The 25856-nt window shown below is 70.5% G+C and carries 23 protein-coding genes and 1 pseudogene; 13 read left to right on the forward strand and 11 right to left on the reverse strand.

All coding sequences use genetic code 11. The features are described 5' to 3' along the window. Positions 1-19 precede the first annotated feature (19 nt). Complete coding sequence (locus tag RFN52_RS27815; protein ID WP_184850080.1) at positions 20-1009, reverse strand: glycoside hydrolase family 6 protein; 990 nt, start codon at positions 1007-1009, stop codon at positions 20-22. 172 nt (positions 1010-1181) lie between these two features. On the opposite strand from RFN52_RS27815, the gene RFN52_RS27820 reads away from it, so the two are divergent. The 4 genes from RFN52_RS27820 (at position 1182) to RFN52_RS27835 (ending at position 4595) form a co-directional block, all read left to right on the forward strand. Continuing rightward, positions 1182-1691, forward strand: a complete 510-nt coding sequence (locus RFN52_RS27820) for a MarR family winged helix-turn-helix transcriptional regulator (RefSeq protein ID WP_102911823.1) — start codon at positions 1182-1184, stop codon at positions 1689-1691. 43 nt (positions 1692-1734) lie between these two features. Then, the gene (locus RFN52_RS27825; RefSeq protein WP_184850082.1) at positions 1735-2073 is read left to right on the forward strand and encodes a DUF3817 domain-containing protein; all 339 of its coding nucleotides are present in this window, start codon (positions 1735-1737) and stop codon (positions 2071-2073) included. A gap of 116 nt (positions 2074-2189) precedes the next feature. After that, positions 2190-3890 (forward strand): coenzyme B12-dependent isobutyryl-CoA mutase large subunit, encoded by a 1701-nt coding sequence (gene icmA, locus RFN52_RS27830; protein ID WP_184850084.1) that lies wholly within the window; start codon positions 2190-2192, stop codon positions 3888-3890. Positions 3891-4217: 327 nt separating this feature from the next. Beyond that, entirely contained in the window at positions 4218-4595 is a 378-nt protein-coding gene (locus RFN52_RS27835; RefSeq protein WP_184850086.1) for a hypothetical protein, read from the forward strand. 30 nt (positions 4596-4625) lie between these two features. On the opposite strand, the gene RFN52_RS27840 is transcribed toward RFN52_RS27835, so the two are convergent. Next, entirely contained in the window at positions 4626-5261 is a 636-nt protein-coding gene (locus RFN52_RS27840; RefSeq protein ID WP_184850088.1) for a TetR/AcrR family transcriptional regulator, read from the reverse strand. A 235-nt stretch (positions 5262-5496) separates the two neighbouring features. Between RFN52_RS27840 and RFN52_RS27845 the strand changes: the two genes are divergently transcribed. From RFN52_RS27845 to RFN52_RS27865, 5 genes are all read left to right on the forward strand, one after another. Further along, on the forward strand, positions 5497-6471 hold the full coding sequence (locus tag RFN52_RS27845; RefSeq protein WP_184850090.1) for a tetratricopeptide repeat protein: 975 nt from the start codon (positions 5497-5499) through the stop codon (positions 6469-6471). Between the two features lie 621 nt (positions 6472-7092). Continuing rightward, complete coding sequence (locus RFN52_RS27850) at positions 7093-7725, forward strand: DUF6230 family protein (RefSeq protein ID WP_107455404.1); 633 nt, start codon at positions 7093-7095, stop codon at positions 7723-7725. A 118-nt stretch (positions 7726-7843) separates the two neighbouring features. Further along, positions 7844-8407, forward strand: coding sequence for a DUF6114 domain-containing protein (locus RFN52_RS27855; RefSeq protein WP_184850092.1), 564 nt, complete (start codon positions 7844-7846; stop codon positions 8405-8407). After that, positions 8397-9776 carry an ICP22 family protein gene (locus RFN52_RS27860; protein ID WP_184850094.1) on the forward strand — a complete coding sequence of 460 codons (1380 nt, stop codon included), beginning with the start codon at positions 8397-8399 and terminating at the stop codon, positions 9774-9776. The genes RFN52_RS27855 and RFN52_RS27860 overlap by 11 nt, the downstream gene beginning before the upstream one ends. Positions 9777-9900: 124 nt before the next feature. Further along, the gene (locus RFN52_RS27865; protein WP_184850096.1) at positions 9901-10290 is read left to right on the forward strand and encodes a hypothetical protein; all 390 of its coding nucleotides are present in this window, start codon (positions 9901-9903) and stop codon (positions 10288-10290) included. A gap of 99 nt (positions 10291-10389) precedes the next feature. Here the strand turns inward: RFN52_RS27865 and pyk are convergent, their stop codons facing one another. From pyk to pta, 3 genes are all read right to left on the reverse strand, one after another. Further along, the gene (gene pyk, locus RFN52_RS27870) at positions 10390-11817 is read right to left on the reverse strand and encodes a pyruvate kinase (RefSeq protein ID WP_184560285.1); all 1428 of its coding nucleotides are present in this window, start codon (positions 11815-11817) and stop codon (positions 10390-10392) included. 74 nt (positions 11818-11891) lie between these two features. Then, positions 11892-13109, reverse strand: coding sequence for an acetate kinase (locus tag RFN52_RS27875; RefSeq protein WP_184850098.1), 1218 nt, complete (start codon positions 13107-13109; stop codon positions 11892-11894). Then, on the reverse strand, positions 13106-15214 hold the full coding sequence (pta, locus tag RFN52_RS27880) for a phosphate acetyltransferase (protein WP_184850101.1): 2109 nt from the start codon (positions 15212-15214) through the stop codon (positions 13106-13108). The genes RFN52_RS27875 and pta overlap by 4 nt, the downstream gene beginning before the upstream one ends. 222 nt (positions 15215-15436) lie before the next feature. On the opposite strand from pta, the gene RFN52_RS27885 reads away from it, so the two are divergent. Further along, positions 15437-16462, forward strand: a complete 1026-nt coding sequence (locus tag RFN52_RS27885) for an ATP-dependent 6-phosphofructokinase (protein ID WP_184850103.1) — start codon at positions 15437-15439, stop codon at positions 16460-16462. Positions 16463-16488: 26 nt separating this feature from the next. Here the strand turns inward: RFN52_RS27885 and RFN52_RS27890 are convergent, their stop codons facing one another. Then, positions 16489-17250, reverse strand: a complete 762-nt coding sequence (locus tag RFN52_RS27890) for an XRE family transcriptional regulator (RefSeq protein ID WP_373308488.1) — start codon at positions 17248-17250, stop codon at positions 16489-16491. Positions 17251-17427: 177 nt separating this feature from the next. On the opposite strand from RFN52_RS27890, the gene RFN52_RS27895 reads away from it, so the two are divergent. Continuing rightward, the gene (locus RFN52_RS27895) at positions 17428-17877 is read left to right on the forward strand and encodes a PPOX class F420-dependent oxidoreductase (RefSeq protein ID WP_184850107.1); all 450 of its coding nucleotides are present in this window, start codon (positions 17428-17430) and stop codon (positions 17875-17877) included. Positions 17878-17962: 85 nt separating this feature from the next. Here the strand turns inward: RFN52_RS27895 and RFN52_RS40125 are convergent. From RFN52_RS40125 to RFN52_RS27905, 3 genes and pseudogenes are all read right to left on the reverse strand, one after another. Beyond that, positions 17963-18064: pseudogene (locus tag RFN52_RS40125) on the reverse strand (carbohydrate ABC transporter permease); the annotation flags it as partial. A gap of 27 nt (positions 18065-18091) precedes the next feature. Continuing rightward, entirely contained in the window at positions 18092-18781 is a 690-nt protein-coding gene (locus RFN52_RS27900) for a response regulator (protein ID WP_184850109.1), read from the reverse strand. Next, positions 18778-20448, reverse strand: a complete 1671-nt coding sequence (locus RFN52_RS27905; RefSeq protein ID WP_184850111.1) for an ATP-binding protein — start codon at positions 20446-20448, stop codon at positions 18778-18780. Before RFN52_RS27905 ends, RFN52_RS27900 begins: the two co-directional genes overlap by 4 nt. A gap of 179 nt (positions 20449-20627) precedes the next feature. Here RFN52_RS27905 and RFN52_RS27910 point away from each other — a divergent pair, with 179 nt between their 5' ends. Then, positions 20628-22022: a cation:dicarboxylate symporter family transporter gene (locus tag RFN52_RS27910; protein ID WP_184850113.1), complete on the forward strand. Its 1395-nt coding sequence runs from the start codon at positions 20628-20630 to the stop codon at positions 22020-22022. Positions 22023-22101: 79 nt separating this feature from the next. Here RFN52_RS27910 and RFN52_RS27915 read toward each other — a convergent pair whose 3' ends face one another. Beyond that, the gene (locus RFN52_RS27915) at positions 22102-22716 is read right to left on the reverse strand and encodes a TetR/AcrR family transcriptional regulator (protein ID WP_184850115.1); all 615 of its coding nucleotides are present in this window, start codon (positions 22714-22716) and stop codon (positions 22102-22104) included. Positions 22717-22825: 109 nt separating this feature from the next. Between RFN52_RS27915 and RFN52_RS27920 the strand changes: the two genes are divergently transcribed. Continuing rightward, on the forward strand, positions 22826-24511 hold the full coding sequence (locus tag RFN52_RS27920; protein WP_184850117.1) for a DHA2 family efflux MFS transporter permease subunit: 1686 nt from the start codon (positions 22826-22828) through the stop codon (positions 24509-24511). Positions 24512-24830: 319 nt separating this feature from the next. On the opposite strand, the gene RFN52_RS27925 is transcribed toward RFN52_RS27920, so the two are convergent. Next, complete coding sequence (locus RFN52_RS27925; protein ID WP_308431954.1) at positions 24831-25166, reverse strand: hypothetical protein; 336 nt, start codon at positions 25164-25166, stop codon at positions 24831-24833. Between the last annotated feature and the right edge of the window lie 690 nt (positions 25167-25856).

Here is a 25856-nt window from a genome sequence, read left to right on the forward strand (position 1 = left end):
GAGCGGGGCCCGGCCCGGGTCAGCCCGTGGCGTTGCGGGCCAGTTCCAGGGCGTACTCCGGCCACCAGCGCCCCGCCGCCGGGCCGCCCTCGCAGGTTCCGTCCGACTCCCCGGGCCGCTTGATCCACAAGAAGGCGTCCACGATGGGTTCGCCGGTGCCGGTCGTCGGCGGGGTGCCGAGCGCCCGGCCCGGCGGATTGCACCACGCCCCGGACAGGGGCCCGTTGCCGTTGCGGCTGGTGTCGATGATGAAGTGCTTGCCACCGAGGGCTCCGGCGAGCCGCACTCCGTACTCCGTGGTCACCTCGGTCGTCTGGAAGTTGGCGACGTTCAGCGCGAAGCCGTCCGCCTGCTCGATCCCGGCCCGCTTCAGCGGCTCCACCAGCCTGGCCGGCTCCCGGATCCAGCCCGCGTTGCCCGCGTCCAGGTACACCTTGGTGTTGGGCTGCTGCTTGAGCCGGGCGACGGCCTCGCCGAGCAGCTCCTCGCGCTCGGCGTGGTACTCGCCCGGGGTGCAGCCGTCCACCACGTGCGCGAGCGCGTCGGGCTCCAGGACGACCAGGGCCTCGGCCTCGCCGAGGGCGTCGGCGAACGTCCCGATCCACTCCCGGTAGGCGTTCCCGTCCGCCGCCCCGCCCGCCGAGTGCCCGCCGCAGTCGCGGTGCGGGATGTTGTAGGCGACGAGGACCGCCGTCTTCCCCTCCCGGCCGGCGGCCGAGGCCGCCGCCCTCACCGTCGGCGCCGGGTCCGTACCGCCCGCGGGCCACAGCGCGACCGGCTGGTCGGCGATCCGCCGGATCAGCTCGGCGTCCTGCCCGCGGCCCTGCCGCTTCCAGAGCTGAGCCTGCCGGGCCGCGGGGCTCTCGGGGTCGGTCCAGAAGGGGGAGGAGCCGGCCGCGTAGGCGGCCTTCCCGGCGTCGGTGCCGGACGTCGTCGCGGCGGGGGACGAGCAGCCCGCGGCGAGAGCGAGCACCGCGAGTGCCGCGAAGGCGTGGATCAGCCGGGGCATGCCGCTCCCTGGGGTGACGTGCAGTGACGAAGGGGACGCCAATCGTTACACACGGCAATGAAACGTCCGGGAAAGGACATGGCCTCTCCGTACTCCTGCCGGAACCGATGCCGCCCGCCCGAAGGGCGAGACAGGGCTGACCACGATGTGACCGGCCGGTAAGGTCGGGTTCGTGCCGAAGCCGCTCAGTCTCTCCTTCGACCCGATCGCGCGCGCCGACGAACGCTGGAAGCAGCGCTGGGGAAACGTGCCGTCCATGGCCGCGATCACCTCGATCATGCGCGCCCAGCAGATCCTCCTCGCCGAGGTCGACGCGGTGGTCAGGCCGTACGGGCTGACGTTCGCGCGCTACGAGGCGCTGGTGCTGCTCACCTTCTCCAAGTCCGGCGAGCTGCCGATGTCCAAGATCGGCGAGCGCCTCATGGTGCACCCCACGTCGGTGACGAACACCGTGGACCGGCTGGTGAAGTCGGGTCTGGTCGGCAAACGGCCCAACCCGAACGACGGCCGCGGCACCCTCGCCAGCATCACCGACAAGGGCCGCGAGGTCGTCGAGTCGGCCACCCGCGACCTGATGGCGATGGACTTCGGGCTCGGCGCGTACGACGCGGAGGAGTGCGCGGAGATCTTCGCGATGCTGCGGCCGCTGCGCCTCTCGGCGGGCGACTTCCAGGAGGAGTGACCCGGGGCAAGATCTGCCGGAACGGGTCGTTACGCTCGACGTCATGAAAAAGAGCGTGCTGACTCGCTACCGCGTGATGGCCTACGTCACCGGCGTGCTGCTGGTCCTGCTGACCTTCGGCATGATCGGCAAGTATGTGCTCGACCTGAACGGCGCGGCCGACTTCACGCGCGTCGTCAGCATCGCGCACGGCTGGCTGTACGTCGTGTACCTGATCTTCGCCTTCGACCTGGGCTCCAAGGCGAAGTGGCCGGTGGCCAAGCAGCTGTGGGTGCTGCTCGCCGGGACCGTTCCCACGGCCGCGTTCTTCGTGGAGCGCCGGATCAGCCGCGAGCTGGAGGGCCGGATCGCCGAGGACGCGCCCGCGCCCGTCAAGGCGTAACCGCGCAGGCGTCACCACCGCCGCACGCACGCGTGCGGCGGTGATTCTCACCCGTTCGCCAGGTCACTCCCGTCAGCCATCGACATTTACTAGGACGTCCAAGTAAATTCGAGGGTATGGACGCTGACGCCATCGAGGAGGGCCGCCGCCGCTGGCAGGCCCGGTACGACGCCGCACGCAAGCGCGAGGCCGACTTCACCACGCTCTCCGGCGACCCCGTGGAGCCGGTGTACGGGCCGCGGCCCGGTGACACCTACGACGGGTTCGACCGGATCGGCTGGCCCGGGGAGTACCCCTTCACCCGCGGCCTGTACGCGACCGGCTACCGAGGGCGGACGTGGACCATCCGGCAGTTCGCCGGGTTCGGCAACGCCGAGCAGACCAACGAGCGCTACAAGATGATCCTCCGCAACGGCGGAGGCGGGCTCTCGGTCGCCTTCGACATGCCGACGCTCATGGGCCGTGACTCCGACGACCCCCGCTCGCTGGGCGAGGTCGGGCACTGCGGCGTCGCCATCGACTCGGCGGCCGACATGGAGGTCCTGTTCAAGGACATCCCGCTGGGCGACGTCACGACGTCGATGACCATCAGCGGCCCGGCCGTCCCCGTCTTCTGCATGTACCTGGTCGCCGCCGAACGGCAGGGCGTCGACCCGTCCGTCCTCAACGGCACGCTCCAGACGGACATCTTCAAGGAGTACATCGCCCAGAAGGAGTGGCTCTTCCAGCCCGAGCCGCACCTGCGGCTCATCGGCGACCTCATGGAGCACTGCGCGGCCGGCATTCCCGCGTACAAGCCGCTGTCCGTGTCCGGCTACCACATCCGCGAGGCCGGGTCGACGGCCGCGCAGGAGCTGGCCTACACGCTCGCGGACGGCTTCGGGTACGTCGAGCTGGGCCTCTCACGCGGGCTGGACGTGGACGTCTTCGCCCCCGGCCTGTCCTTCTTCTTCGACGCGCACGTCGACTTCTTCGAGGAGATCGCCAAGTTCCGCGCGGCGCGGCGCATCTGGGCCCGCTGGATGCGCGACGTCTACGGCGCGAAGTCCGAGAAGGCCCAGTGGCTGCGCTTCCACACGCAGACGGCCGGGGTCTCCCTCACCGCGCAGCAGCCGTACAACAACGTCGTACGCACCGCCGTGGAGGCCCTGGCGGCCGTGCTGGGCGGCACGAACTCGCTGCACACCAACGCGCTCGACGAGACCCTCGCCCTGCCGAGCGAGCAGGCCGCGGAGATCGCGCTGCGCACGCAGCAGGTGCTGATGGAGGAGACCGGCGTCGCCAACGTGGCCGACCCGCTGGGCGGTTCCTGGTACGTCGAGCAGCTGACCGACCGCATCGAGGCGGACGCGGAGAAGATCTTCGAGCAGATCAAGGAGCGCGGGCTGCGGGCCCACCCCGACGGGCGGCACCCCATCGGCCCGATCACCTCCGGAATCCTGCGCGGCATCGAGGACGGCTGGTTCACCGGGGAGATCGCCGAGTCGGCGTTCCGGTACCAGCAGGCGCTGGAGAAGGGCGACAAGAGGGTCGTCGGAGTGAACTGCCACGACGGGTCGGTCACCGGGGACCTGGAGATCCTGAGGGTCAGCCACGAGGTGGAGCGCGAGCAGGTCCGGGCGCTGGGCGGCCGCAAGGCGGCCCGGGACGACGCCGCGGTGCGCACCGCGCTCGACGCGATGCTGGCCGCCGCCCGCAGCGGCGCCAACATGATCGAGCCGATGCTGGACGCCGTGCGGGCGGAGGCCACGCTCGGGGAGATCTGCGGGGTGCTGCGGGACGAGTGGGGGGTGTACACCGAGCCCGCGGGGTTCTGAGGCCGTCCTGGCGCGGGTGCCGGTACCGGCACCGGCACCGGTCCTCGGCTCCGCCGGGGCGGGTGGCTCCTCGGGCGACCGGCCGGAGTGCGGCCGGAGCGCAACCGGAGCGCCCTTGCCGTCCGCGGCGCGGGACGCGCCCGGAACCGACCGTCCCCGGACGGCTTGCTCCGGCGCATGCGCAGGGCCGCGCCGCCCGGGCCAGGGCGACGTCGCCGGTCGCCGGAGGTCGGGCGCCGGAAGTCGGATCCGTGCCGCCGTGAGCGCGGACGGTCGTGCGGCACCATACGCAGCAGTGCACGATCCGCTGACGACTGGAGGACCTTCGTGGAGCCCATCACGGCAGGACTGCTCGTGGCTCTCGCCTCGGGGACGGCAGGTGCGGCCGGGGAGCAGATCTGGGCGTCCCTGCGCGAGCTCGTCACCCGAAGGGGTTCGCGGGCCGGCGACGAGGAGCCGGCGGTGCCCGCCGAACCCCCGCGCACCGAGGAACGGGCCGGACAGCTCGCCGCGCTGCTCAACGAACGCGCCGGGCAGGACCCGGACTTCGCCGCCGCGCTGGAGATCTGGCGGCGGCGGGCGGACGCGCAGGTCGCGTCACCCACCGGTGACGTGCACAACGAGATCTCCGGTGGCACTCAGACCACGGTGATCCAGGGCCGGGACATCCACGGCGACATCACCATCGGCGGCCGCCCCTCCTGAGCGGGCCACCGGGGCGGGCGGGGGCGCGGCTCAGCCGTCGGCCGGGTGGGCGGCCTCTCCCGCCAGTCCCCGCAGCAGCACGCCGGTGAAGCGGTGGACCCATTCCTCGTCCGCCGGTTCCGCGCTCACCAGCGTGCGGTGGACCACCGCGCCCGCGACCATGTCGAAGATCAGGTCGACCGTGCGGGCGGACGAGGCGGGGTCCGGTTCCGCGGGGAGTTCGCCCCGGGCCTGGGCCCGCGAGCGGCCCTCCAGGACCAGCCGCTTCTGGCGGTCGACGACCGACGCCCGGATGCGTTCCCGCAGGGCATCGTCCCGGGTGGACTCCGCCACCACCGCCATCAGGCCGCTCCTCGCCTCGGGAAGAGCCAGGATCGAGGCGAACTGCAGGACCACGCCCTCGATGTCGGCGGCCAGGGAACCGCGGTCGGGGAGTTCCAGCTCGTCGAAGAGTTCCGCGACCGCGTCGACGACCAGTTCGTTCTTGCCCGCCCAACGGCGGTAGAGGGTGGTCTTCGCAACCCCGGCGCGCGTCGCGACGTCCCCCAGGGTGAGCTTGGACCAGCCCAGTTCCACCAGAGCCTCGCGGGTCGCGGCCAGGATCGCGGCGTCCGCCGTGGCGCTGCGCGGGCGCCCGGTTCGGCTGGCTGGGCTGCGGCTCTGCATCTCACGACCATAGACCCGGCGGTTCCCGTGCAGCCCGTGAGGGAGATCACCGGGGGGTGGTGTCCCGGGGCCCCGGCGGGGCATTACGCTACGACTCGTAGCGAAAGCCTGTGCTGGACGTGCACGGGCCTCGCGCACCGGCGTGGGGTGGGGACCCGGCGCCGAAAGGCACCGGACCGGCCTGGCTTTCACACCGTTTTTCACACGCGCGCGCAGGACGGGGGAGGATAGGCGCATGCAGCCACGGAACATGTCCATGAGCGGAGTCGTCGACCTCGCCGCGGTGAAGGCGGCCCAGGAGGCCAAGGCGAAGGCGGAGCAGGCGCGCGCGCAGTCCGCCCGGGAGGGCGGGGCGGGGGCGATCTCCCCGGCCGATCTCGTCATCGACGTCGACGAGGCGGGGTTCGAGAGGGACGTCCTGCAGCGTTCCGCCGAGGTGCCCGTCGTCATCGACTTCTGGGCCGAGTGGTGTGAGCCCTGCAAGCAGCTCAGCCCGGTCCTGGAGCGGCTGGCCGTCGAGTACAACGGCCGCTTCCTGCTCGCCAAGGTCGACGTCGACGCCAACCAGATGCTGATGCAGCAGTTCGGCATCCAGGGAATCCCCGCGGTGTTCGCGGTCGTCGCGGGTCAGGCGCTGCCGCTCTTCCAGGGAGCGGCCGGCGAGGCGCAGATCCGGCAGACCCTGGACCAGCTGGTGCAGGTCGGCGAGCAGCGCTTCGGCCTGACCGGTCTCACCGTCGACCCCGAGGCCGATCCGGGCGGTGCCCCGCAGCCCGCCGAGCGGCCGGCCGGCCCGCACGACGGGCTCCTGGAAGCCGCCGTGCAGGCGCTCGACTCGGGCGATCTGTCCGGCGCCGTCCAGGCGTACAAGAACGTCCTGAACGAGGACCCGGGCAACGAGGAGGCCAAGCTGGGCCTCGCCCAGGCCGAGTTGCTCCAGCGGGTGCAGGGCGTCGACCCGCAGCAGGTGCGCCGGGACGCGGCCGACAAGCCGGCCGATGTGCAGGCGCAGATCGCCGCCGCCGACCTGGATCTGGTGGGCGGCCATGTCGAGGACGCGTTCGGCCGGCTCATCGAGACCGTGCAGCGCACGGTGGGTGACGACCGGGACACCGTACGGATGCGGCTGCTGGAGCTGTTCGAGGTCGTCGGGCCCGACGACCCCCGGGTGATCGCGGCGCGCAGGGCGCTGGCGCGCGCCCTGTTCTGACCAGTCGTTAAACACGCGGGCATGTGGTGCCCGCGTGAAAAGTTTGCCGATAGAAGGTCACTGCGGCCGCGCTTTACCAAATCTTGGTAATCGCGGCCGCTGTTACTACGAGTAAGTCGTAGGCGTTGATCTGTCGGATTCTGTCCATCGATCAACAGCTTTGTACCGGCGTTCGACAACACCCTGTGTCGTCGGCCGAGACCGATGGGTCGTTGTTCGGTTATCCGGCCGTTACTAGCGAGTAACGAACCCCCTTGTGCGGGCGGCGAGAATGCACCACGATCGGCCACGCTCGGTCCAATCCCGTACCCCGGCAGCCGGTTGGGTCACGGGACAACCTGGGTCCCCACCGAGCAGAGCCGGCGGCAGTGGCGCCGGCTCTTGGACAGGGGGGTCTTCGCCCTCCCGGCGAAGCCTGTCCAGCAGGGTTGTGCGTGATGCGTGTCAGGCGCGACCAGTGGTTGTCGCTCGGGGGTGATCGCCGGTGATTCGGGCGCAGTTGCGCCGCCGAGTGCAGGCGCTCTCCTTCCCGAGGACGTAGCACTTCTCCCATCCCTGCCCGGCTGAGCCGCCCATCGGGGCGAGCCAGGACAGGAGATGTACGTCCGAGAAGGAGGAAATATGGAGTCCCAGGTGCGTGGCGGGACCAGATGGAAGCGGTTCGCTGTGGTCATGGTGCCCAGCGTCGCCGCCACGGCTGCGATAGGTGTCGCCCTCGCGCAGGGCGCTCTCGCCGCGTCGTTCAGTGTCTCCGGGCAGTCGTTCAAGGTCACGACCGACCAGCTCGTCGGTACGGGCTTCTCGCAGTACGGCGCCCTCGATGAGGGATACACGATGGACGGCAAGAAGGCCGTCCACCCGGTCGCCGTCTCGTCGTTCAAGCAGGCGACGATCAAGAACCTGTGCCAGTCGGTCGTCACCCCGAACATTCCGGTGCTCGGGAACGTCAGCCTGATCCTGCGTGCGGGTCAGGGTGCGAAGCCGGTCGAGGCGCAGAACCTCTACATCGATGTCGCCGACCTGAGCGCCGACGCGACGTTCGAGAACATCGACATCGGTGTGGCCGCCAAGGACGCCAACAAGGGTCCGGCCATGAGGAAGGGCGAGACGGCGAACCCGTACGGCTTCGCCCAGCAGGCCGACAAGGCGACCCTGACCGACGTGAAGCAGACGGCGTGGGCGACCACTGCCGGAACCTTCAAGCTCAGCGGCCTGAAGATGTCGCTGTCGACGGGTGTCAAGGAGTGCTACTAAGCACTCGATGACGGGCGGGGGAGCCGGTGGCGCCCCCGCCCGTCCACCTTCCGGCCGCGCCTTCACGCGGGGCCCACATCACCACCACAGCAACGCTGTACCAGGGAGCTGTTTTTCCATGAGCGCCGAGACTCCTGCCGCCACCGGCCAGTTCACCGTCCGGAGGCAGCAGTTCCGCGCCTGGCGGGGTGAGCGGCCGTTCTGGGCCGGGCTGTTCGTCCTCCTCAGTGGACTGCCCATCGCCTACTTCCCGTACGCGAACCTCCAGATCGGTCACCTGACGCTGGCGATGGCGACCACCGCGGGTGCCGGGTCCCTGATCATCGGCGTGCTGCTCGTCGTACTGGGCGTGAGCCTCTGGTTCCAGAAGCACGTCCGCGTCTTCGCGGGAGTCGCGGCGATCCTGCTGGCGCTGGTGTCCATCCCCGTGTCGAACCTCGGCGGCTTCCTCATCGGCTTCCTCCTCGCCCTGGTGGGCGGGGCGATGGCCGTGGCATGGGCGCCGGGCGCACGTCCCGCGGGACAGTCCGCCGCCATGGCCAGCACCGGCACGGGCGGGACTCCCGAGGCAACGGACCACGAGACCACGGTGCTGCGGCCCGTGGACGCGGTGGACGAGCCGAACGATCTGTCAGGAACGAACCCGGCCAACGGGGCGAACGGGAGGCACAGTGCCGGCTGACGAGGTGACCCACGGGGCTGATGTGGGGGCGTCCCGTGTGAGAACCGGGCCGCGCCACGCGGCACCCAAGAAGCCGCTGTTCACCAGGTTCAGCAGGCCGACCGGCAAGGCGATAGCCATGGCGGCGATGCCGACGGCGGTGCTCATGGGCATGGGCTTCACGTCGACGCTCGCCATCGCCGACAGCGACACCCCGGCGGCCCCGACGTCGAAGAGCCTGACGGCCGACGAGTACAAGGACTGCGTGGCGGCCCTGGAGGACTCCGAGAAGGACTCCAAGGGCGACGAGTCCGCCTCGCCCACGCCGTCCCCCTCGGCGAGCGAAGGCGCCACGGACGAGAAGGACGACCAGGGCGACACGGCTCCGAAGCCGTCCCCCTCGGGCGGCACGGACGCGAACAACGGCGGTTCCTCCCCGTCGGATTCAGGTGCCGACGACGAGGCCGAGCCGACGCCGACCCCGTCCACGAGCGCGCCCGCCACGGGCGGCGACGACGCGGCGGCCACGCCGTCCCCCTCGCCGTCCGAGAGTGGCGGCAACGTGCTGGAGGACATCGGCGACGCCATCGGCGGCATCTTCGACGGCGGAAACGGCGAGGAGAAGGACGAGGCGAGTTCCAGCCCGACCCCGTCCGCCCCGGCGACCGAGAGCACCGAGAAGCCGGCCGAGGACACCTCCGGGGCCGAGCAGGACACGGCCGAGGAGGCCGCCGGCACGGTCGAGGACACCGTCAAGGACACCACCGGCAAGGCGTCCGACACGGTGCAGGACACCGGCAAGACGGTGGAGGACACCACCAAGGCCGTCGAGAAGGCCGCCGAGGACGCGGCGGAGAAGGCGAAGGAGGCCACCGCCTCGCCGAGCCCCTCCCCGAGCGCCAGCACGGACCCCGACGACTGCCCGGCCGCCACCGACGCCGAGGGCGGCGTCGACAACAAGGTGCCCCTGCCCGACGACCCGTGGTTCCTCAACGCCAGTTCGCTGACGCTGAAGGGCGCCGACTACAAGGGCGTCGTCGAGGTGCGCACCGCCAACGGCACCGTCAAGAAGGTCCTGAAGTACGTCATATCGGGCGGCACCGACATCGGTGACCTGCACCAGACCGTCAAGGACAAGCAGTCCGGCAAGACCTACCACGTGCAGGCGGCCAAGGGCTCGACGTCCACGATCCGCGACGGCGACACCGTGATGTACACGGAGAGCATCTCCGGCAACCTGCTCGGGCTGATACCGATCACGTTCGACCCGGAGCACCCGCCGCCGCTGAACATCCCGCTGATCTACTTCACCAACGTGAAGGTCCAGCAGGCCGGCCAGTTCGGCGGGACCCTGCACGTGCCGGGGCTGCACAACTTCGTCACCGACTGAGCGCCCCTCAGAGCCCGTTCGGGAGCCGCACACACCGAGGGCGCCCCCTGGAACCCAGGAGGCGCCCTCGGTGGCGTGCAGGGGCCCTCACGGCCTTCGTGTGTGCACTGGGAAAGAGGAGAGGTTGAGGACCCAGCTGAAACTGACCCGCGACGGCGACGTGTTCATCGTGCGGCTCACACCCCGTCAGGTGGCGGCGATGTACGAGGCGCTGAGTCATCTGAGCGAACGGGACTACGGTGACACGGAGCTGACCCTGTTGGTCGGCTCGGGCCGGGAGGCCGTCGACGCGCTCGTGGAACGCCTGGCCGGACGGCGCACGGAGTCATGCGACTTCCGCCTCACCATGGAGGAACTCCACATGGTGCACAGCGCGCTGTGCACCGCACCCACCCTGTTCCTCGAGCGCAGCGGCCTCTTCGCGGAGGAGCCGTTCAACATCCGCCTGGGCTTCTACCGGGAGAACTTCTACGCCCTGGCCCATGCCGTCCTTAGGGCGGCTGCCGAGGCGTGACACCCGACGCAAGCCACTGAGCGCATCAGGACGAGGGCGCCCCCTGGATCCCAGGAGGCGCCCTCGGTGGCGTGCAGGGCCCTCACGGCCCTGCGCGGATCAGCCCTTGGCCTCGCCCAGGTGGTGGACCCGCACCATGTTCGTGGTGCCGGGCACGCCGGGGGGCGAACCGGCCGTGATGACCACGATGTCGCCCTCGTTGAAGCGGTTCAGCTTCACCAGCTCCTGCTCGACCAGGTCGACCATCTCGTCGGTGCTGTTCACGAACGGCACGACGTGCGGCTCCACGCCCCAGCTCAGCGCCATCTGGTTGCGGGTGCCCTCGTCGGTGGTGAAGGCGATGATCGGCTGGACCGCGCGGTAGCGCGAGAGCCGGCGGGCGGTGTCGCCGGACTGGGTGAAGGCCACCAGACCCCGGCCGCCGAGGAAGTCGGCGATCTCGCACGCGGCCCGGGCCACCGAACCGCCCTGCGTGCGCGGCTTCTTGCCCGGCACCAGCGGCTGCAGGCCCTTGGACATCAGCTCCTGCTCGGCCGCGGCGACGATCTTCGACATCGTCTTCACGGTCTCGATCGGGTACGCGCCCACGCTCGACTCGGCGGACAGCATGACCGCGTCGGCGCCGTCCAGGATCGCGTTGGCCACGTCGGAGGCCTCGGCGCGGGTCGGACGGGAGTTGGTGATCATCGACTCCATCATCTGGGTCGCCACGATCACCGGCTTGGCGTTGCGCCGGCACAGCTCGATCAGGCGCTTCTGCACCATGGGGACCTTCTCGAGCGGGTACTCGACGGCGAGGTCACCACGGGCGACCATCACGCCGTCGAACGCCATCACGACGTCCTCCATGTTCTGCACCGCCTGCGGCTTCTCCACCTTGGCGATGACCGGGACGCGGCGGCCCTCCTCGTCCATGATGCGGTGCACGTCCTGGACGTCCTTGGCGTCGCGGACGAAGGACAGCGCGACCAGGTCGCAGCCCATGCGCAGCGCGAAACGGAGGTCCTCGACGTCCTTCTCGGACAGAGCGGGCACGTTGACGGCCGCGCCGGGCAGGTTGATGCCCTTGTGGTCGGAGATGACGCCGCCCTCGATGACGATCGTCTTCACGCGGTGGCCCTCGACCGCGGTGACCTTCAGCTCGACGTTGCCGTCGTTGATGAGGACCTGGTCGCCCTTGGTGACGTCGCCGGGCAGACCCTTGTAGGTCGTCCCGCAGATCGTCTTGTCGCCCGGGACGTCCTCGGTGGTGATGGTGAACTCGTCACCGCGCACCAGCTCCACGGGACCCTCGGCGAAGGTCTCCAGGCGGATCTTGGGGCCCTGGAGGTCGGCGAGGACACCGATGGCCCGGCCGGTCTCCTTGGCGGCGGCACGGACGCGGTCGTACCGGCCCTGGTGCTCGGCGTGCGAGCCGTGGCTGAAGTTGAAGCGGGCCACGTTCATGCCGGCTTCGATCAACGCGACAAGCTGATCGTGGGAGTCGACCGCGGGGCCGAGAGTACAGACGATTTTCGAACGGCGCATGGGGGCGATCCTATCGGTTTGTTTCCCGGCGGAATATTCCGTCTGGCGGAAAATACAAAAGGGCGGGTTGCCGCTCAGGTGTGATTCCCCGAACCAATTACCAGCGCGTAGGTCTGTGTCGCGATCTCCAATTCCTCGTCAGTAGGCACCACCGCCACCGCGACCCGGGCGCCGTCGGGCGAGATGAGCCGCGCCTCGTCGCCGCGCACGGCGTTGCGCTCGCCGTCCACCGCGAGGCCCAGCTCCTCCAGGCCCGCCAGGGCGGCCGCCCGCACGGGAGCCGCGTTCTCGCCGACACCGGCGGTGAAGGCGACCGCGTCCACCCGCCCGAGCACGGCGTAATAGGCGCCGATGTACTTCTTCAGCCGGTGAATGTAGATGTCGAACGCCAGCTCCGCCTGCTCGTCGCCCTCGTCGACGCGGCGGCGGATCTCCCTCATGTCGTTGTCACCGCACAGACCGATCAGACCGCTCTTCTTGTTGAGAAGAGTGTCGATCTCGTCGGCGGACATTCCACCAACACGCATCAAATGGAAGATGACGGCCGGGTCCATGTCTCCGGAGCGCGTACCCATCACGAGCCCCTCCAAAGGCGTCAGCCCCATGGAGGTGTCCACGCAGCGACCGCCCCGCACGGCCGACGCCGACGCCCCGTTGCCCAGGTGCAGCACGATCACGTTCGTCTCGGACGGGTCCTTGCCCAGCAGCTCGGCGGTGGCCCGGGAGACATATGCGTGCGAGGTGCCGTGGAAGCCGTAGCGCCGCACGCGGTGCTCGTCGGCGGTCTTCACGTCGATCGCGTAGCGGGCGGCCGACTCCGGCATGGTCGTGTGGAACGCGGTGTCGAAGACGGCGACCTGCGGCAGGTCGGGCCGCAGCACCTGGGCCGTGCGGATGCCGGTGAGGTTGGCCGGGTTGTGCAGCGGGGCCACCGGGATGAGCCGCTCGATCTCGGCGAGCACCGCGCCGTCGATCACGGTCGGCTCGGTGAAGGTCTTGCCGCCGTGCACCACCCGGTGCCCGATCGCGGCCAGTTCGGGCGAGTCCAGGCCCAGTCCGTCCTTGGCGAGCTCCTCGGCCACGGCCTTCAGGGCGGCGTCGTGATCCGCGATCGCACCGCCGCGCTCCCGGCTCTCGCCCCCGGCCGGGGTGTGCTTCAGCCGGGAGGTCTGCTCGCCGATGCGCTCGACCAGGCCCACCGCCAGCCGGCTGCTGTCGCGCATGTCGAGCAGCTGGTACTTCACCGACGAGGAGCCGGAGTTGAGGACGAGGACACGGGTCGGGCTGCTCACTGGGCGGTCGCCTTCTCGCTCGGGGACGGGGCGGGGGTCTGGGCCTGGGCCTGGATCGCCGTGATGGCGACGGTGTTCACGATGTCCGAGACCATGGCGCCCCGGGACAGGTCGTTGACCGGCTTGCGCAGACCCTGGAGCACCGGGCCGACGGCGATCGCGCCGGCCGAGCGCTGCACGGCCTTGTAGGTGTTGTTGCCGGTGTTCAGGTCGGGGAAGATCAGCACGCTCGCCTGCCCGGCCACCTCGGAGCCCGGCAGCTTGGTCGCCGCGACCGACGGCTCCACGGCGGCGTCGTACTGGATCGGGCCCTCGATCTTCAGGTCGGGCCGGCGCGCGCGGACCAGCTCGGTGGCCTCGCGCACCTTGTCGACGTCGGCGCCGGAACCGGAGGTGCCGGTGGAGTACGACAGCATCGCGATCCGCGGCTCCACGCCGAACTGCTCGGCCGTGGTCGCCGACTGGATGGCGATGTCGGCGAGCTGCTCGGCGTTCGGGTCCGGGTTGACCGCGCAGTCGCCGTAGACCAGCACCTTGTCGGCCAGGCACATGAAGAACACGGACGAGACGATGTCGGCGTCCGGCTTCGTCTTGATGATCTCGAAGGCCGGGCGGATCGTCGCGGCCGTGGAGTGCACCGAGCCCGACACCATGCCGTCGGCGAGGCCCTCCTGGACCATCAGCGTGCCGAAGTAGTTCACGTCCGAGACGACGTCGTAGGCCAGCTCCACGGTGACGCCCCGGTGGGCGCGCAGGGCCGCGTACTTCTCGGCGAAGGCGTCGCGCAGTTCGGAGGCGGCGGGGTCGATCAGCTGGGACTCGCCGAGGTCGACGCCGAGATCGGCGGCCTTCTTGCGGATCAGATCGACCGGGCCGAGCAGGGTCAGGTCGCACACGCCCCGGCGCAGCAGCACCTCGGCGGCGTGCAGCACGCGTTCCTCGGTGCCCTCGGGCAGGACGACCCGGCGCAGGTCGGAGCGGGCCTGCTCCAGCAGCTTGTGCTCGAACATCATCGGCGTGACGCGGTCGCTGCTCGGCGCGGAGACGCGGCGCGCGAGGTCGACGGTGTCGGCGTAGCGCTCGAACAGGCCGAGGGCCCGCTCGGCCTTGCGCGGGGTGGCGGCGTTCAGCTTGCCCTCCAGGGAGAACAGCTGCTCGGCGGTGGGGAAGCTGGTGCCGGCCACCGACAGCACCGGGGTGCCGGGGGCGAGGCGGTCGGCGAGGGTGAGGATGTGGTCGCCGGGCACCTCGTTCAGGGTGAGCAGCACACCCGCTATCGGCGGGGTGCCGGCGCTGTGCGCGGCGAGGGAGCCGACGACCAGATCGGCGCGGTCGCCCGGGGTGACCACGAGGCAGCCCGGGGTCAGGGCGCCCAGGAAGTTCGGCAGCATCGCGCCGCCGAAGACGAAGCCGAGCACGTCCCGGGCGAGCCCCGAGTCGTCGCCCAGCACCACCTTGGCGCCGAGGGCGTGGCCGATCTGCGAGACGGTCGGCGCGGACAGCGCGGGCTCGTCGGGCAGGACGTAACAGGGCACCGGCAGCCTGGCGCCGAGCTGGCCGGCGATCTCGTCGCGGTCCTCGCGGGCCACCCGGTTGGCGACCATGGCGAGGACGTCGCAGCCGAGGGTGTCATAGGCGCGGTAGGCGTTGCGCGTCTCGGCGAGCACCGACTCGACGGTCTGCTTGCGGCCGCCGACGACCGGGATCACGGACGCGCCGAACTCGTTGGCCAGCCGGGCGTTGAGCGCCAGCTCGTCCGGGAGCTGGGTGCCGGCGTAGTCGGTGCCGAGGACCAGGACGACGTCGTAGTCCCGGGCGACCAGGTGGAAGCGGTCGACGAGGGCGGAGACCAGCTCGTCGGTGCCGGCCTCGGCCTGGAGAGCGGACGCCTCGTGGTAGTCCATGCCGTAGACGGTCGCCGGGTCCTGGGTGAGCCGGTAGCGGGCACGCAGCAGCTCGAAGAGGCGGTCGGGCCCGTCGTGGACCAGAGGGCGGAACACGCCCACCCGGTCGACCTGCCGGGTGAGGAGCTCCATGACCCCCAGTTCGACGACCTGGCGTCCGTCGCCTCGGTCGATGCCGGTCACGTACACGCTGCGGGTCACGCGCGCTCTCCGTTTCGTCTCGGATGGGGGTACGTCTCTTGCCCCACTGCTATCCAGCCAGGGGCACAAAAATCGCCCACCGAGGTGAGCAGAACCCTCTTGACAATACCTCTGCCGGTATATAAGGCGCCCATCAGACTCGGGGTGCCGCACCGGGCTGTGGAGCGTGAAACAATCGGCAGTGGCTCACCGGTGTCAACAGCGAGCAGGAGACACAGCACGATGCGTATCGGAGTTCTCACCGCAGGCGGCGACTGCCCCGGCCTGAACGCCGTGATCCGGTCGGTCGTGCACCGGGCGGTCGACAACTACGGCGACGAGGTCATCGGCTTCGAGGACGGGTACGCGGGCCTGCTCGACGGTCGCTACCGCTCCCTCGACCTGGAGTCCGTCAGCGGCATCCTCGCCCGCGGCGGCACGATCCTCGGGTCGTCCCGGCTGGAGCGCGACCGGCTCCGTGAGGCCTGTGAGAACGCCTCCGACATGATCCACGAGTTCGGCATCGACGCGCTGATCCCGATCGGCGGCGAGGGCACGCTGACGGCCGCGCGCATGCTGAGCGACGCGGGCCTGCCCGTCGTGGGGGTCCCGAAGACGATCGACAACGACATCTCCTCCACGGACCGCACCTTCGGCTTCGACACCGCGGTGGGCGTCGCCACAGAGGCGATGGACCGGCTGAAGACCACCGCCGAGTCCCATCAGCGGGTGATGGTGGTGGAGGTCATGGGCCGCCACGCCGGCTGGATCGCCCTGGAGTCCGGCATGGCGGCCGGTGCGCACGGCATCTGCCTGCCGGAGCGGGCGTTCGACCCCGCCGACCTCGTGAAGATGGTCGAGGAGCGGTTCTCCCGCGGCAAGAAGTTCGCCGTGGTCTGCGTCGCCGAGGGCGCCCACCCCGCCGACGGCACCATGGACTACGGCAAGGGCGCCATAGACAAGTTCGGCCACGAGCGCTTCCAGGGCATCGGTGCCGCCCTCGCCCACGAGCTGGAGCGGCGCCTCGGCAAGGAGGCCAAGCCGGTCATCCTCGGCCACATCCAGCGCGGCGGCGTGCCGACCGCCTATGACCGGGTGCTCGCCACGCGCTTCGGCTGGCACGCGGTGGAGGCGGCGCATCAGGGACGGTTCGGCAGGATGACGGCCCTGCGCGGGACGGACATCGTGATGGTCCCGCTGGCGGAGGCCGTGACCGAGCTGAAGACGGTGCCGAAGGACCGGATGGACGAGGCGGAGTCGGTCTTCTAGGACCCGGTCCTCCAAGACTCTGTCCTCTAGCCGGCCTCCAGGCCGGTGTCGTCCTGGAGCTTCGTCCAGAAGTGCTCCACGATCCGGTCGAGGAAGTCCTGGCCGGCACCGCCCGCGTCACCGCTGCCGCCGCCCCAGCTCAGGGTCGCGGCCATGTGCCCCTGGTAGTCCTCGTGCAGGCCCTGCAAGGCCTCCTCCAGGAACCGCCGGTCCAGGGGCACGAGTCTGGCCACCGGGCGGACGTAGGCCTGCCAGCGGGTGGTGGCGGCGCTGCGCAGCAGGTCGCCGAGCTTGGCGTCCCGGCCCGTGACGGCGACGAAGTCGGGCAGGCCGAGCCCGAGCAGATCGGCGAGGGCGGCGGACTGGCGGTCCGTGCCGCGCCAGGTGTCGGTCTCCTCCATGCGCAGGTAAGCCTGCACCTCGTGCCCCACGGCCCGGGCCACGTCCTCCGGGGCGAGGCAGCGGGCGATGCGGTGTTCGCGCAGGGTGCGCGGTCTGCCGATGAGTTCGGCGGGCGAGCACCACAGCACGCCCGCGAGTGCGGTGAGTTCGGAACCGGTCGGGGCGGCGGCCCCGCGCTCCCAGGCCATCACGTGGTCCGGGGTGATGTGGGGATGCCCGTACGAGACCCGCATGCCGTAGGCGACGTGCTCGGGTGCCATCCCGAGAGCTGCGCGCAGCCGGCGGGCGGCGGGGGCGTTGAAGGGCGGGGTCGTGGGGGCGGACGGGGCCGGGGGAGAGGGAGGGGAGTGGCTGGGGCGGGCTGAAGGTCGGCGCACGGCCCACAAGCTAGGGCGGCGGGGGTGGGCTGACTACGGTCTGTTCGGCCAGGATCACGGATTGTAGGAACCTACGGCTACCGGCGGGTTCGACCAGGGCTGAAGATCGTCTTCCGGCCGGGGCGGAAGCGGGGCGAGGATGGCGCCGGGTCCGGTGATCGCGGGCCCGGAAAGGCAGTGACGCACATGAACGGCAAGCTCAACGGGCATATGCGCGAGCGGCTCCTCGCGCCGAACTTCTGGCATCTCGCGACGGTGGGGGCGGACGGGGCGCCTCAGGTGTCGCCCATGTGGGCGGACATCGAAGGGGAGTACGTCATGGTCAACACCTCGATGGGGCGGGTGAAGGAGGAGAACCTGCGGCGCAATCCGTACGTTTCGCTGTCGCACCACGACCCCGCGAACCCCTACGACCGCGCCGAGATCCGAGGGAAGGTCGTGCGGTTCGTGGAGGGGGAGGCGGCGGAGCGGTCGATGGACCGGCTGGCGCGCAAGTACCTCGGCGAGGACCGCTACCCGTGGCTGCTGCCGGGCGAGTGCCGGGTGATGCTCCTGATCGAGCCGACGCGGGTGCGGAGGCAGGAGGGGGTCGAGCCGTTCCGGGCGGGCGTGCTCCCGGAGGGCACGCCGGACTGAACCACGGCCCGGCCCGCGCGGGGGCAACCACCGGTCAGCCCTCGACCGCCCCGCCCAGGGCGAAGCCCCCTCCCAGCCGCCGTGCGATCAGTACGTACAGGAGGATCACCACCATGATCGCGGTGATGGGCAGGCTCGTGGCGAAGAGGATCGTCGGCAGGAACGGGCGGTTGAAGCGGGAGCGGAAATGCGGGGACCGGTGGCTGATGGGCCGTCACTGGCCCGTGACCCAGCGGTACTGCAACTCCGGGCGGCCCACCGTGCCGTACTGCGGGCGGCGCGCCGCGCGTCCCGCGTCGACCAGATGCTCCAGGTAACGGCGGGCCGTGATGCGGGAGATGCCCACGGACTCCGCGACCCCGGCGGCCGTGAGGCCCTCCGCGCTGTCGCGCAGGACCACCGTCACCCGCTCCAGCGTCGGAGCGCTCAGCCCCTTGGGCAGCGCGGCCGGGCCCGGTGCACGCAGGGCCGCGAGTGCCCGGTCCACCTCGTCCTGGCCGCTCGCCTCGCCGACCGCCGCGTGGAACTCGGCGTAGCGCACGAGGCGGTCGCGCAGGGTCGCGAAGGTGAAGGGCTTCAGGACGTACTGGACGACCCCGAGCGAGACGCCCTCGCGGACGACGGCCAGATCGCGCGCCGACGTCACCGCTATCACGTCCGCGTGGTGACCGGCCGCCCGCAGCGACCGGGCCAGGTGCAGCCCGTGCACGTCCGGCAGGTGCAGATCGAGCAGGAGCAGGTCCACCGGCGTGCGGTCCAGGGCCCGGCGGGCCTCCGCGCCCGTGTGCGCCTTGCCCACGGCCACGAAGCCGGGCACCCGGCCGACATACAGGACGTGGGCGTCGGCGGCGACCGGGTCGTCCTCCACCACCAGGACACGGATGGCCTTCTCGCTGCTCGTCATGCGTCGCCTCCAGCGCCTCTGGCCGCCGGGACCTCGGAGGGCACGCCCTCGGCCGCCGTTCCGGGCTCCCGCAGCGGCAGCCGTACCTCGAACTCCGCCCCGCCCCCGTCGGCCTCCGTCACCGTCAGGGAGCCCCCGTGCCGCTGGCTCGTCTGCCGTACCAGCGCCAGTCCGAGGCCCCGGCCGCCCGGGCCCGCCGGCTTCGTCGAGAAGCCGCGCTGGAAGACCGCCTCGGCGTGCTCCGGGTCCACGCCCGGGCCGGTGTCCGAGACCCGCAGCACCAGCTCCGGGGTGGCGTCGGACGTCCTGGTGTACGCCGCCACCGTCACCCGGGCCCGTACGCTGCCCTGCGCCGCGTCCACGGCGTTGTCGATCAGATTGCCGAGGATCGTCACCAGGTCCCGCGCCGGCAGCGACTCGGGCAGCAGGCCGTCGTCCAGGCTGCTCTCCTCCGAGACCATCAGCTCCACGCCCCGCTCGTTCGCCTGGGCCGTCTTGCCCAGCAGCAGCGCCGCCAGCACCGGCTCGCTCACCGCCGCCACGACCTGGTCCGTCAGGGCCTGCGCCAGCTCCAGCTCGGCCGTCGCGAACTCCACCGCTTCCTCCGCCCGGCCCAGCTCGATCAGTGAGACGACCGTGTGCAGCCGGTTCGCCGCCTCGTGCGCCTGCGAGCGCAGCGCCTGTGTGAATCCCCGCTCGGAATCCAACTCACCCATCAGCGACTGGAGTTCGGTGACATCGCGCAGGGTGACGACCGTACCGCGCCGCTCGCCGCCCGACACCGGCGAGGTGTTGATCACCAGGACCCGGGACGCCGTCAGATGCACCTCGTCCACCCGCGGCTCCGACGCCAGCAGGGCACCCGTCAGCGGGGCCGGCAGCCCCAGCTCCGCCACCGACCTGCCCACCACGTCCCCGGCCACGCCGAGCAATTCGCGCCCTCCGTCGTTGATCAGCGCCACACGGTACTGCCCGTCCAGCATCAGCAGCCCCTCGCGCACGGCGTGCAGCGCGGCCTGGTGGTAGTCGTGCATCCGGCTCAGCTCGGACGCGTTCATGCCGTGGGTGTGGCGGCGCAGCCGGGCGTTGATGACGTACGTGCCGACCGCGCCCAGCACCAGCGCGCCGGCCGCGACGCCGAGCAGGGCCGTCAGCTGGTCCTGCACCCGCTGGGTGATCTCCTCGACCCTGATGCCGGCGCTGACCAGGCCGACCACCCGCGGGCCGTCCTGGATCGGGGTGACCGCGCGGACCGACGGTCCGAGCGTGCCCGTGTAGGTCTCGGTGAACGTCTGACCGCGCAGCGCCTTCTCGGTGTGGCCCTGGAAGGTCTGGCCGATCTGCTGCGGGTCGGGGTGCGTCCAGCGGATGCCCCGCGGATCCATGATCGTGATGAAGTCGACCTCGGTGTCCCGCATCACCTTCAGCGCGTACGGCTGGAGCTCCGCCGACGGGTCCTCGGTGCGGGTCGCCGCGAGCACGGAGGGGGAGTCCGCGACGGACCGCGCCACCGCCCTGGCCTGGCGCGTCGCGGCCTCCTCGGCCTGGCTGCGGTCGCTGACGTAGGAGAACAGCGCGTATCCGGCCACGACGACCGCTATCAGGACGGCCTGCATGGCGAAGAGCTGGCCCGCCAGACTGCGGGGGCCGGGGACGGAGAGACGCATGCCGTCAGTCTGCCTCGTGGCTGATTGTGAACTATATGAACGGAAGGGTGACCGCGCTCACACAGCAGGACATAGTCACGGCATTCCCCATAACGCATCTCGGGAGCTCCCCGCTCCCTTTTCCCCCGGACGTGAGCCGCACGCCGGTGATGCCGACGACGTCGTCAAGGAGGGCCGCCGTGACCAGCGCAGCCGATACGGCACCTGCCGCACCCAAGGCCAAGCGGGACCGCACGCACTATCTCTACATCGCGGTGATCATCGCGGTCGCCGCCGGTATCGCGGTGGGTCTGGCCGCACCCGACTTCGCGGTCGGGCTGAAGCCCATCGGAACCGGCTTCGTGGCCCTGATCAAGATGATGATCTCGCCGATCATCTTCTGCACGATCGTGCTGGGCATCGGCTCGGTGCGGAAGGCCGCCAAGGTCGGTGCCGTCGGCGGTATCGCCCTCGGCTACTTCATGGTGATGTCGCTGATCGCGCTGGGCATCGGCCTGGTCGTCGGCAACATCCTGGACCCGGGCTCGAGCCTTGCGATGACCGACGCGGTCAAGGACGCCGGTCACGCACAGGTCGACCCCGAGGCCAGCGCGAACACCGCCGACTTCCTGCTGGGCATCATCCCGACCACGATGATCTCCGCCTTCACCAACGAGTCGGTCCTCCAGACCCTGCTGATCGCCCTGCTCGCCGGCTTCGCGCTCCAGGGCATGGGCTCGGCCGGCCAGCCGATCCTGCGCGGTATCGAGCACATCCAGCGGCTCGTCTTCCGCATCCTCGCCATGGTGATGTGGGCCGCCCCGATCGGTGCCTTCGGCGCCATCGCAGCCGTCACCGGCTCCGCCGGCCTGGACGCGCTCAAGAGCCTCGCCGTGCTGATGCTCGGCTTCTACGTCACCTGCTTCCTGTTCGTCTTCATCGTGCTCGGCATCCTGCTGCGCGTCGTCTCCGGCCTGAACGTCTTCACGCTCTTCAAGTACCTCGGCCGTGAGTTCCTGCTGATCCTGTCCACCTCCTCCTCCGAGTCCGCGCTGCCGCGGCTCATCGCGAAGATGGAGCACCTGGGCGTCAGCAAGCCGGTGGTCGGCATCACCGTCCCGACCGGCTACTCCTTCAACCTCGACGGCACCATGATCTACATGACCATGGCCTCGCTGTTCATCGCCGACGCCCTGGGCACCCCGATGTCGATCGGCGAGCAGATCCCGCTGCTGCTCTTCCTGCTGGTCGCCTCCAAGGGCGCCGCCGGTGTCACCGGCGCCGGTCTCGCGACCCTGGCCGGTGGTCTGCAGTCGCACAAGCCGGCCCTGGTGGACGGCATCGGCCTCATCGTCGGCATCGACCGCTTCATGAGCGAGGCCCGCGCCCTGACCAACTTCGCCGGCAACGCCGTGGCCACCGTGCTGATCGGCACCTGGACCAAGGAGATCGACAAGGAGCGGGTGAACCAGGTCCTCGCCGGTCAGCTGCCCTTCGACGAGAAGACGCTGCTCGACGACGCCCACGGCGGCCCGGCCGAGGAGCAGGTCGAGGTGCCCGAGCAGGGCGGCGAGAAGGAGCTGGCGAAGGCCTGACGGCCGCACCGCCCCCACAGAATCCGGGCGGCTGGGTGTCCCCCCGTCGCTCAGCCGCCCGGTTCACACATCGAGAAGTTCACACGTTCAGCTTCGCCACCAGCCCGGTGGCCTTCGAGGCGGGCACGCCCGCCGCGGTCAGTACGGTGACCGCGGCGCAGCGGCCCGCCTCTTGCGCTGCCAGCAGTCCGTCGTTCACGGCCTCCATCACGGCGAACAGCATCTGCTCGTGCACATACGCCAGGGCCGGAGCCGGCAGCGGCGAGCTGAAGACGTTCTCGTCCAGCCCTTGCTGCAGCAGCCCGATGCTCGCTTCCCGGACCGGGGCGAGCCGCTCCCGGATGCCCTGCATGGTGACCGTGCGCTGGGCGAGGGCGACCAGCAGCCGGTAGCGGTCGGCGATCGCCCACACCGCCAGCACCGAGCGCGCCACCGCCTCGGCCGGTTCCCGCACATCCTCGCGGCCCGCCGCGTGCGCGGCCGACAGTGCCTGGACCGCCTCGTCGACGAGTGTGCTGATCAGCGCCTCACGGCTCGGGAAGTGCCCGTACACCGTCCGCCGGACGACGCCCGCGGCCCGTGCGATCTGGTCCATGGACGCGTCGGGGTCACGCAGCAACTCGGCGAGGGCGACGTCGAGGATGCGGCGGCGGTTGGCGTCGGCGCGGCTGGTTCCCGTGGTCATGGTCGTCATTGTGCCCCTTCCCGCAGCGATTTGCACAGTGCTGTGCAACGGCGTAGATTGCACAGCGTTGTGTAAATGCACGCCCATGTGCAAGACAGCGAGGAAGGCAACCCCTGCCATGCGACTCGTCATGAACGAACCGGCCGAGAGGATGGACCGCCCCTACGCACGCCGCTGGTGGGCGCTCCTCGTGCTCTGCCTCAGCCTGCTGATCATCGTGATGGCCAACACCGCCCTCACCGTCGCCGCGCCCGCCATGACCGAGGACCTCGGCCTGACCAGCGCCGACCTGCAGTGGGTGATCGACGGCTACACCGTCCCCTACGCCGCGCTGATGCTGCTGCTCGGCGCGATAGGCGACAAGTACAGCCGCCGCGGCGCGCTCGTCCTCGGGCTGGTCGTCTTCGCGGGCGGCTCCGTCTTCGGCTACCTGGCCGACAGCGCGACGACGGTCATCGCCGCACGGGCCGTGATGGGCGCCGGCGCCGCGATGATCATGCCCGCCACGCTGTCGCTGCTCGCCGCGACCTTCCCGCGCGCCGAACGCGCCAAGGCCATCACCCTGTGGACCGCCACGGCCGGACTCGCCATCGCGGCCGGGCCGCTGGTCGCCGGAGCGCTGCTGGAGGACCACGGCTGGTCCTCGACGTTCCTCATCAACGTCCCCGTCGCGCTCCTGGGCCTCGTCGGCGCGCTCGTCCTCGTACCGCCGTCCAGGGCCGCGGACCGCGGGCGCATCGACTACGGCGGCGGACTGCTCTCGGTGGTGTGGATCGCCGCGCTCGTCTACATGATCATCGAAGGGCCGCACTTCGGCTGGGGCGTCAACGCCGTCACGGCGGCGGTCGTCGCCGGAGCCGGGCTCCTGGCGTTCGTCCTCTGGGAGCTGCGCCACCCGCGCCCGCTCCTCGACGTCCGCCGCTTCACCGACCGCGGCTTCGCCGGCTCCAACCTTGCCGTCGCCCTGTTCTTCCTGGCGGTCTTCGGTGCCTTCTACTACCTGACGCAGCACCTCCAGTTCGTCCTCGGCTACGACGCCCTGGACACGGGCGTGCGCATGCTGCCGCTGGCGGGCGCCGTGTTCGCCGGAGCGGCCCTCACCGGTCTCCTCACGCCCCGGGTCGGCATGAAGTGGACCGTCACGGCCGGCATGGTCGGCGGCACGGCGGCTCTGGCGCTGCTCACCCAGGTCGGCTCCGGTTCGTCGTACGGCGACTTCGTCGCGCCCCTGGTCGTCCTCGGCCTCTCGATCGGGCTCGCCCTGTCGCCCTGCACGGACGCGATCATGGGGGCGTTCCCGGAGTCGGAGCTGGGCGTCGGCGGCGCGGTGAACGACACGTCGCTGGAGCTCGGCGGCTCGCTGGGCATCGCCATCCTGGGCTCGCTGCTGGCGACGTCCTACTCCGGCCACCTCTCGGACGCCACGGCCGGCAGCAAGCTCCCCGCCGACGCCCTGTCCACGGCCCAGGACTCCGTCGGCGCCGGGTACGCCGTCGCCCGGGGCCTCGGCGACAAGGCCCGGCAGCTGACCGAGCAGGCCGCCCACACCGGCGACCCGCAGCAGGCGGAGCGACTGCGCGCGCAGGCCGGCCAACTCGGCGACGGCGCGCGGCAGATGGCCGACGCGGTGGGATCCGCCTTCTCCGACGCGGTCGCGCACACCAGCCTGATCGGCGCCGTGATCCTGGGCGTCGGCACGGTGGTGGTGGCGCTGTTGCTGCCCGGCAGTGCGAAGCCCGTGGACGAGCCCGCCGAGGAGGACAAGGAACTGGAGCCGGCCGGGGCCCGCCAGGGCCGGTCGTAGATCAGGCCCCGCTCACCGGCGCTGAACAGCACCGTCGATTTCCTGCGGCCTGATCCGAACGACAGGCCTGTGGCCGGGGCAGTTCGTGACTGGTACCAGGTCAGGGCGCGACGGTAGGGGTGTCCGTGCCGCTGGAGCCGGCGAAGCCCGAGCTGCCGGTGTAGGAGACGGTGATGGGGTGGGTGCCGACGCTCAAGGAACTGAGTGGGTGTGCCGGCGGTCCCGTTGACCGACCGCGGGGCTGGTCCGGTCGTGGCGTTGCAGCCGGTCGAGTCCGCCCGGACTGGCTGTGAACGTTTCCTCCGGCTCGTCGCTCTCGTCAGGTGGTGGGTGCGACGGCCACGCCCACCGGGGCACTGCCGACGAGGACGGTGGCGGTGACGGTGTCGATCACCGACACGGTGTCCGAGCCGGCATTGGCGACGTAAGCGTCTGCAGTCTGGCTTGGGGGAGGCGCGACCGTCGATTCCGTCAGCCTGCTTCCGGCACCCGCCGCGCTGTCGGAGCGATTGCTGTTGACGTTCTCCGAGCGATTATCGTTGACGTTCGAGACGTCGACAGACGGTCCCGTCCGACCCGGAACCCGTGACGTAGTCGACGACACGGCCATCGACGTCGACAGTCCGGCCACGAGGATTACTCCGAGCAGGGTCATTCCGACAACCCTGAGCCACCAGATCACCGTGGCGGGTGTGGTTCGTCTTGTCCGCAACGGGACCTCCATATCATTGCCTGCACGCACCCCGGCAACTGGCGGAATCATCACACCAGTCGCACCTGCCGGCTTTACGGCTGCATGAGCAAACAGCTCCAGATCTGCCCGCTATGCGTGAGCTCGCCGGATGTTGGCTGTGCCCCTGTGAGGGAACCGTTTTCGACGTGACTTCGGAAGTCCTCCAAGCCGCCATCGAATAATCAACGCCGCTGTTCGGCAAAAGCATCGCCTGCGTCGCCGTCGGCTGCTCTGCCCGCGCCCCCGGCAGGAGCCTGAGCCGCCACCGGGTCTGTGGCCTGCACCGTGTTCCGTCCGGACAAGCATCCAGGTCCGCCTGCGCCGATTCTCCGCCTCAGAGCAACCAATCCACCGGAGCTACCGTTAGCGGGTCACGTCAACGAGGCTTTCCATTAAAGGCTGTCTCATGACGTTGGGTTCTAAAGTCGCCTTCGCTGCCAGCCCCACAGGCGCGCCAAGTGCAATGGCGGGAATGCGGTGTCATCAATGCTGGTGCGTCAGCCGGTGCTGCAAGCAGCACCGGCTGACGGGATCCATATTCTCCACCAGGGTGCCCATCGCGGTATGCCGATGCGATCACCTAGGCTTTCCCGGGAAAGCTACAGGTAGTCG

It is taken from the genome of Streptomyces collinus (assembly GCF_031348265.1).
GTDB classification, from domain to species: Bacteria; Actinomycetota; Actinomycetes; order Streptomycetales; family Streptomycetaceae; genus Streptomyces; species Streptomyces collinus.

Excerpts from the sequence above, each read along its gene's own strand:
- pyk (WP_184560285.1), bottom strand. The coding sequence starts at position 11,817 with ATGCGCCGTTCGAAAATCGTCTGTACTCTCGGCCCCGCGGTCGACTCC.
- RFN52_RS27825 (WP_184850082.1), top strand. The coding sequence starts at position 1,735 with ATGAAAAAGAGCGTGCTGACTCGCTACCGCGTGATGGCCTACGTCACC.
- RFN52_RS27905 (WP_184850111.1), bottom strand. The coding sequence starts at position 20,448 with ATGCGTCTCTCCGTCCCCGGCCCCCGCAGTCTGGCGGGCCAGCTCTTC.
- RFN52_RS27895 (WP_184850107.1), top strand. The coding sequence starts at position 17,428 with ATGAACGGCAAGCTCAACGGGCATATGCGCGAGCGGCTCCTCGCGCCG.
- RFN52_RS27900 (WP_184850109.1), bottom strand. The coding sequence starts at position 18,781 with ATGACGAGCAGCGAGAAGGCCATCCGTGTCCTGGTGGTGGAGGACGAC.
- RFN52_RS27815 (WP_184850080.1), bottom strand. The coding sequence starts at position 1,009 with ATGCCCCGGCTGATCCACGCCTTCGCGGCACTCGCGGTGCTCGCTCTC.
- icmA (WP_184850084.1), top strand. The coding sequence starts at position 2,190 with ATGGACGCTGACGCCATCGAGGAGGGCCGCCGCCGCTGGCAGGCCCGG.
- RFN52_RS27920 (WP_184850117.1), top strand. The coding sequence starts at position 22,826 with ATGCGACTCGTCATGAACGAACCGGCCGAGAGGATGGACCGCCCCTAC.
- RFN52_RS27885 (WP_184850103.1), top strand. The coding sequence starts at position 15,437 with ATGCGTATCGGAGTTCTCACCGCAGGCGGCGACTGCCCCGGCCTGAAC.
- RFN52_RS27850 (WP_107455404.1), top strand. The coding sequence starts at position 7,093 with ATGGAGTCCCAGGTGCGTGGCGGGACCAGATGGAAGCGGTTCGCTGTG.
- RFN52_RS27845 (WP_184850090.1), top strand. The coding sequence starts at position 5,497 with ATGCAGCCACGGAACATGTCCATGAGCGGAGTCGTCGACCTCGCCGCG.
- RFN52_RS27840 (WP_184850088.1), bottom strand. The coding sequence starts at position 5,261 with ATGCAGAGCCGCAGCCCAGCCAGCCGAACCGGGCGCCCGCGCAGCGCC.
- RFN52_RS27915 (WP_184850115.1), bottom strand. The coding sequence starts at position 22,716 with ATGACGACCATGACCACGGGAACCAGCCGCGCCGACGCCAACCGCCGC.
- RFN52_RS27855 (WP_184850092.1), top strand. The coding sequence starts at position 7,844 with ATGAGCGCCGAGACTCCTGCCGCCACCGGCCAGTTCACCGTCCGGAGG.
- RFN52_RS27925 (WP_308431954.1), bottom strand. The coding sequence starts at position 25,166 with ATGACCCTGCTCGGAGTAATCCTCGTGGCCGGACTGTCGACGTCGATG.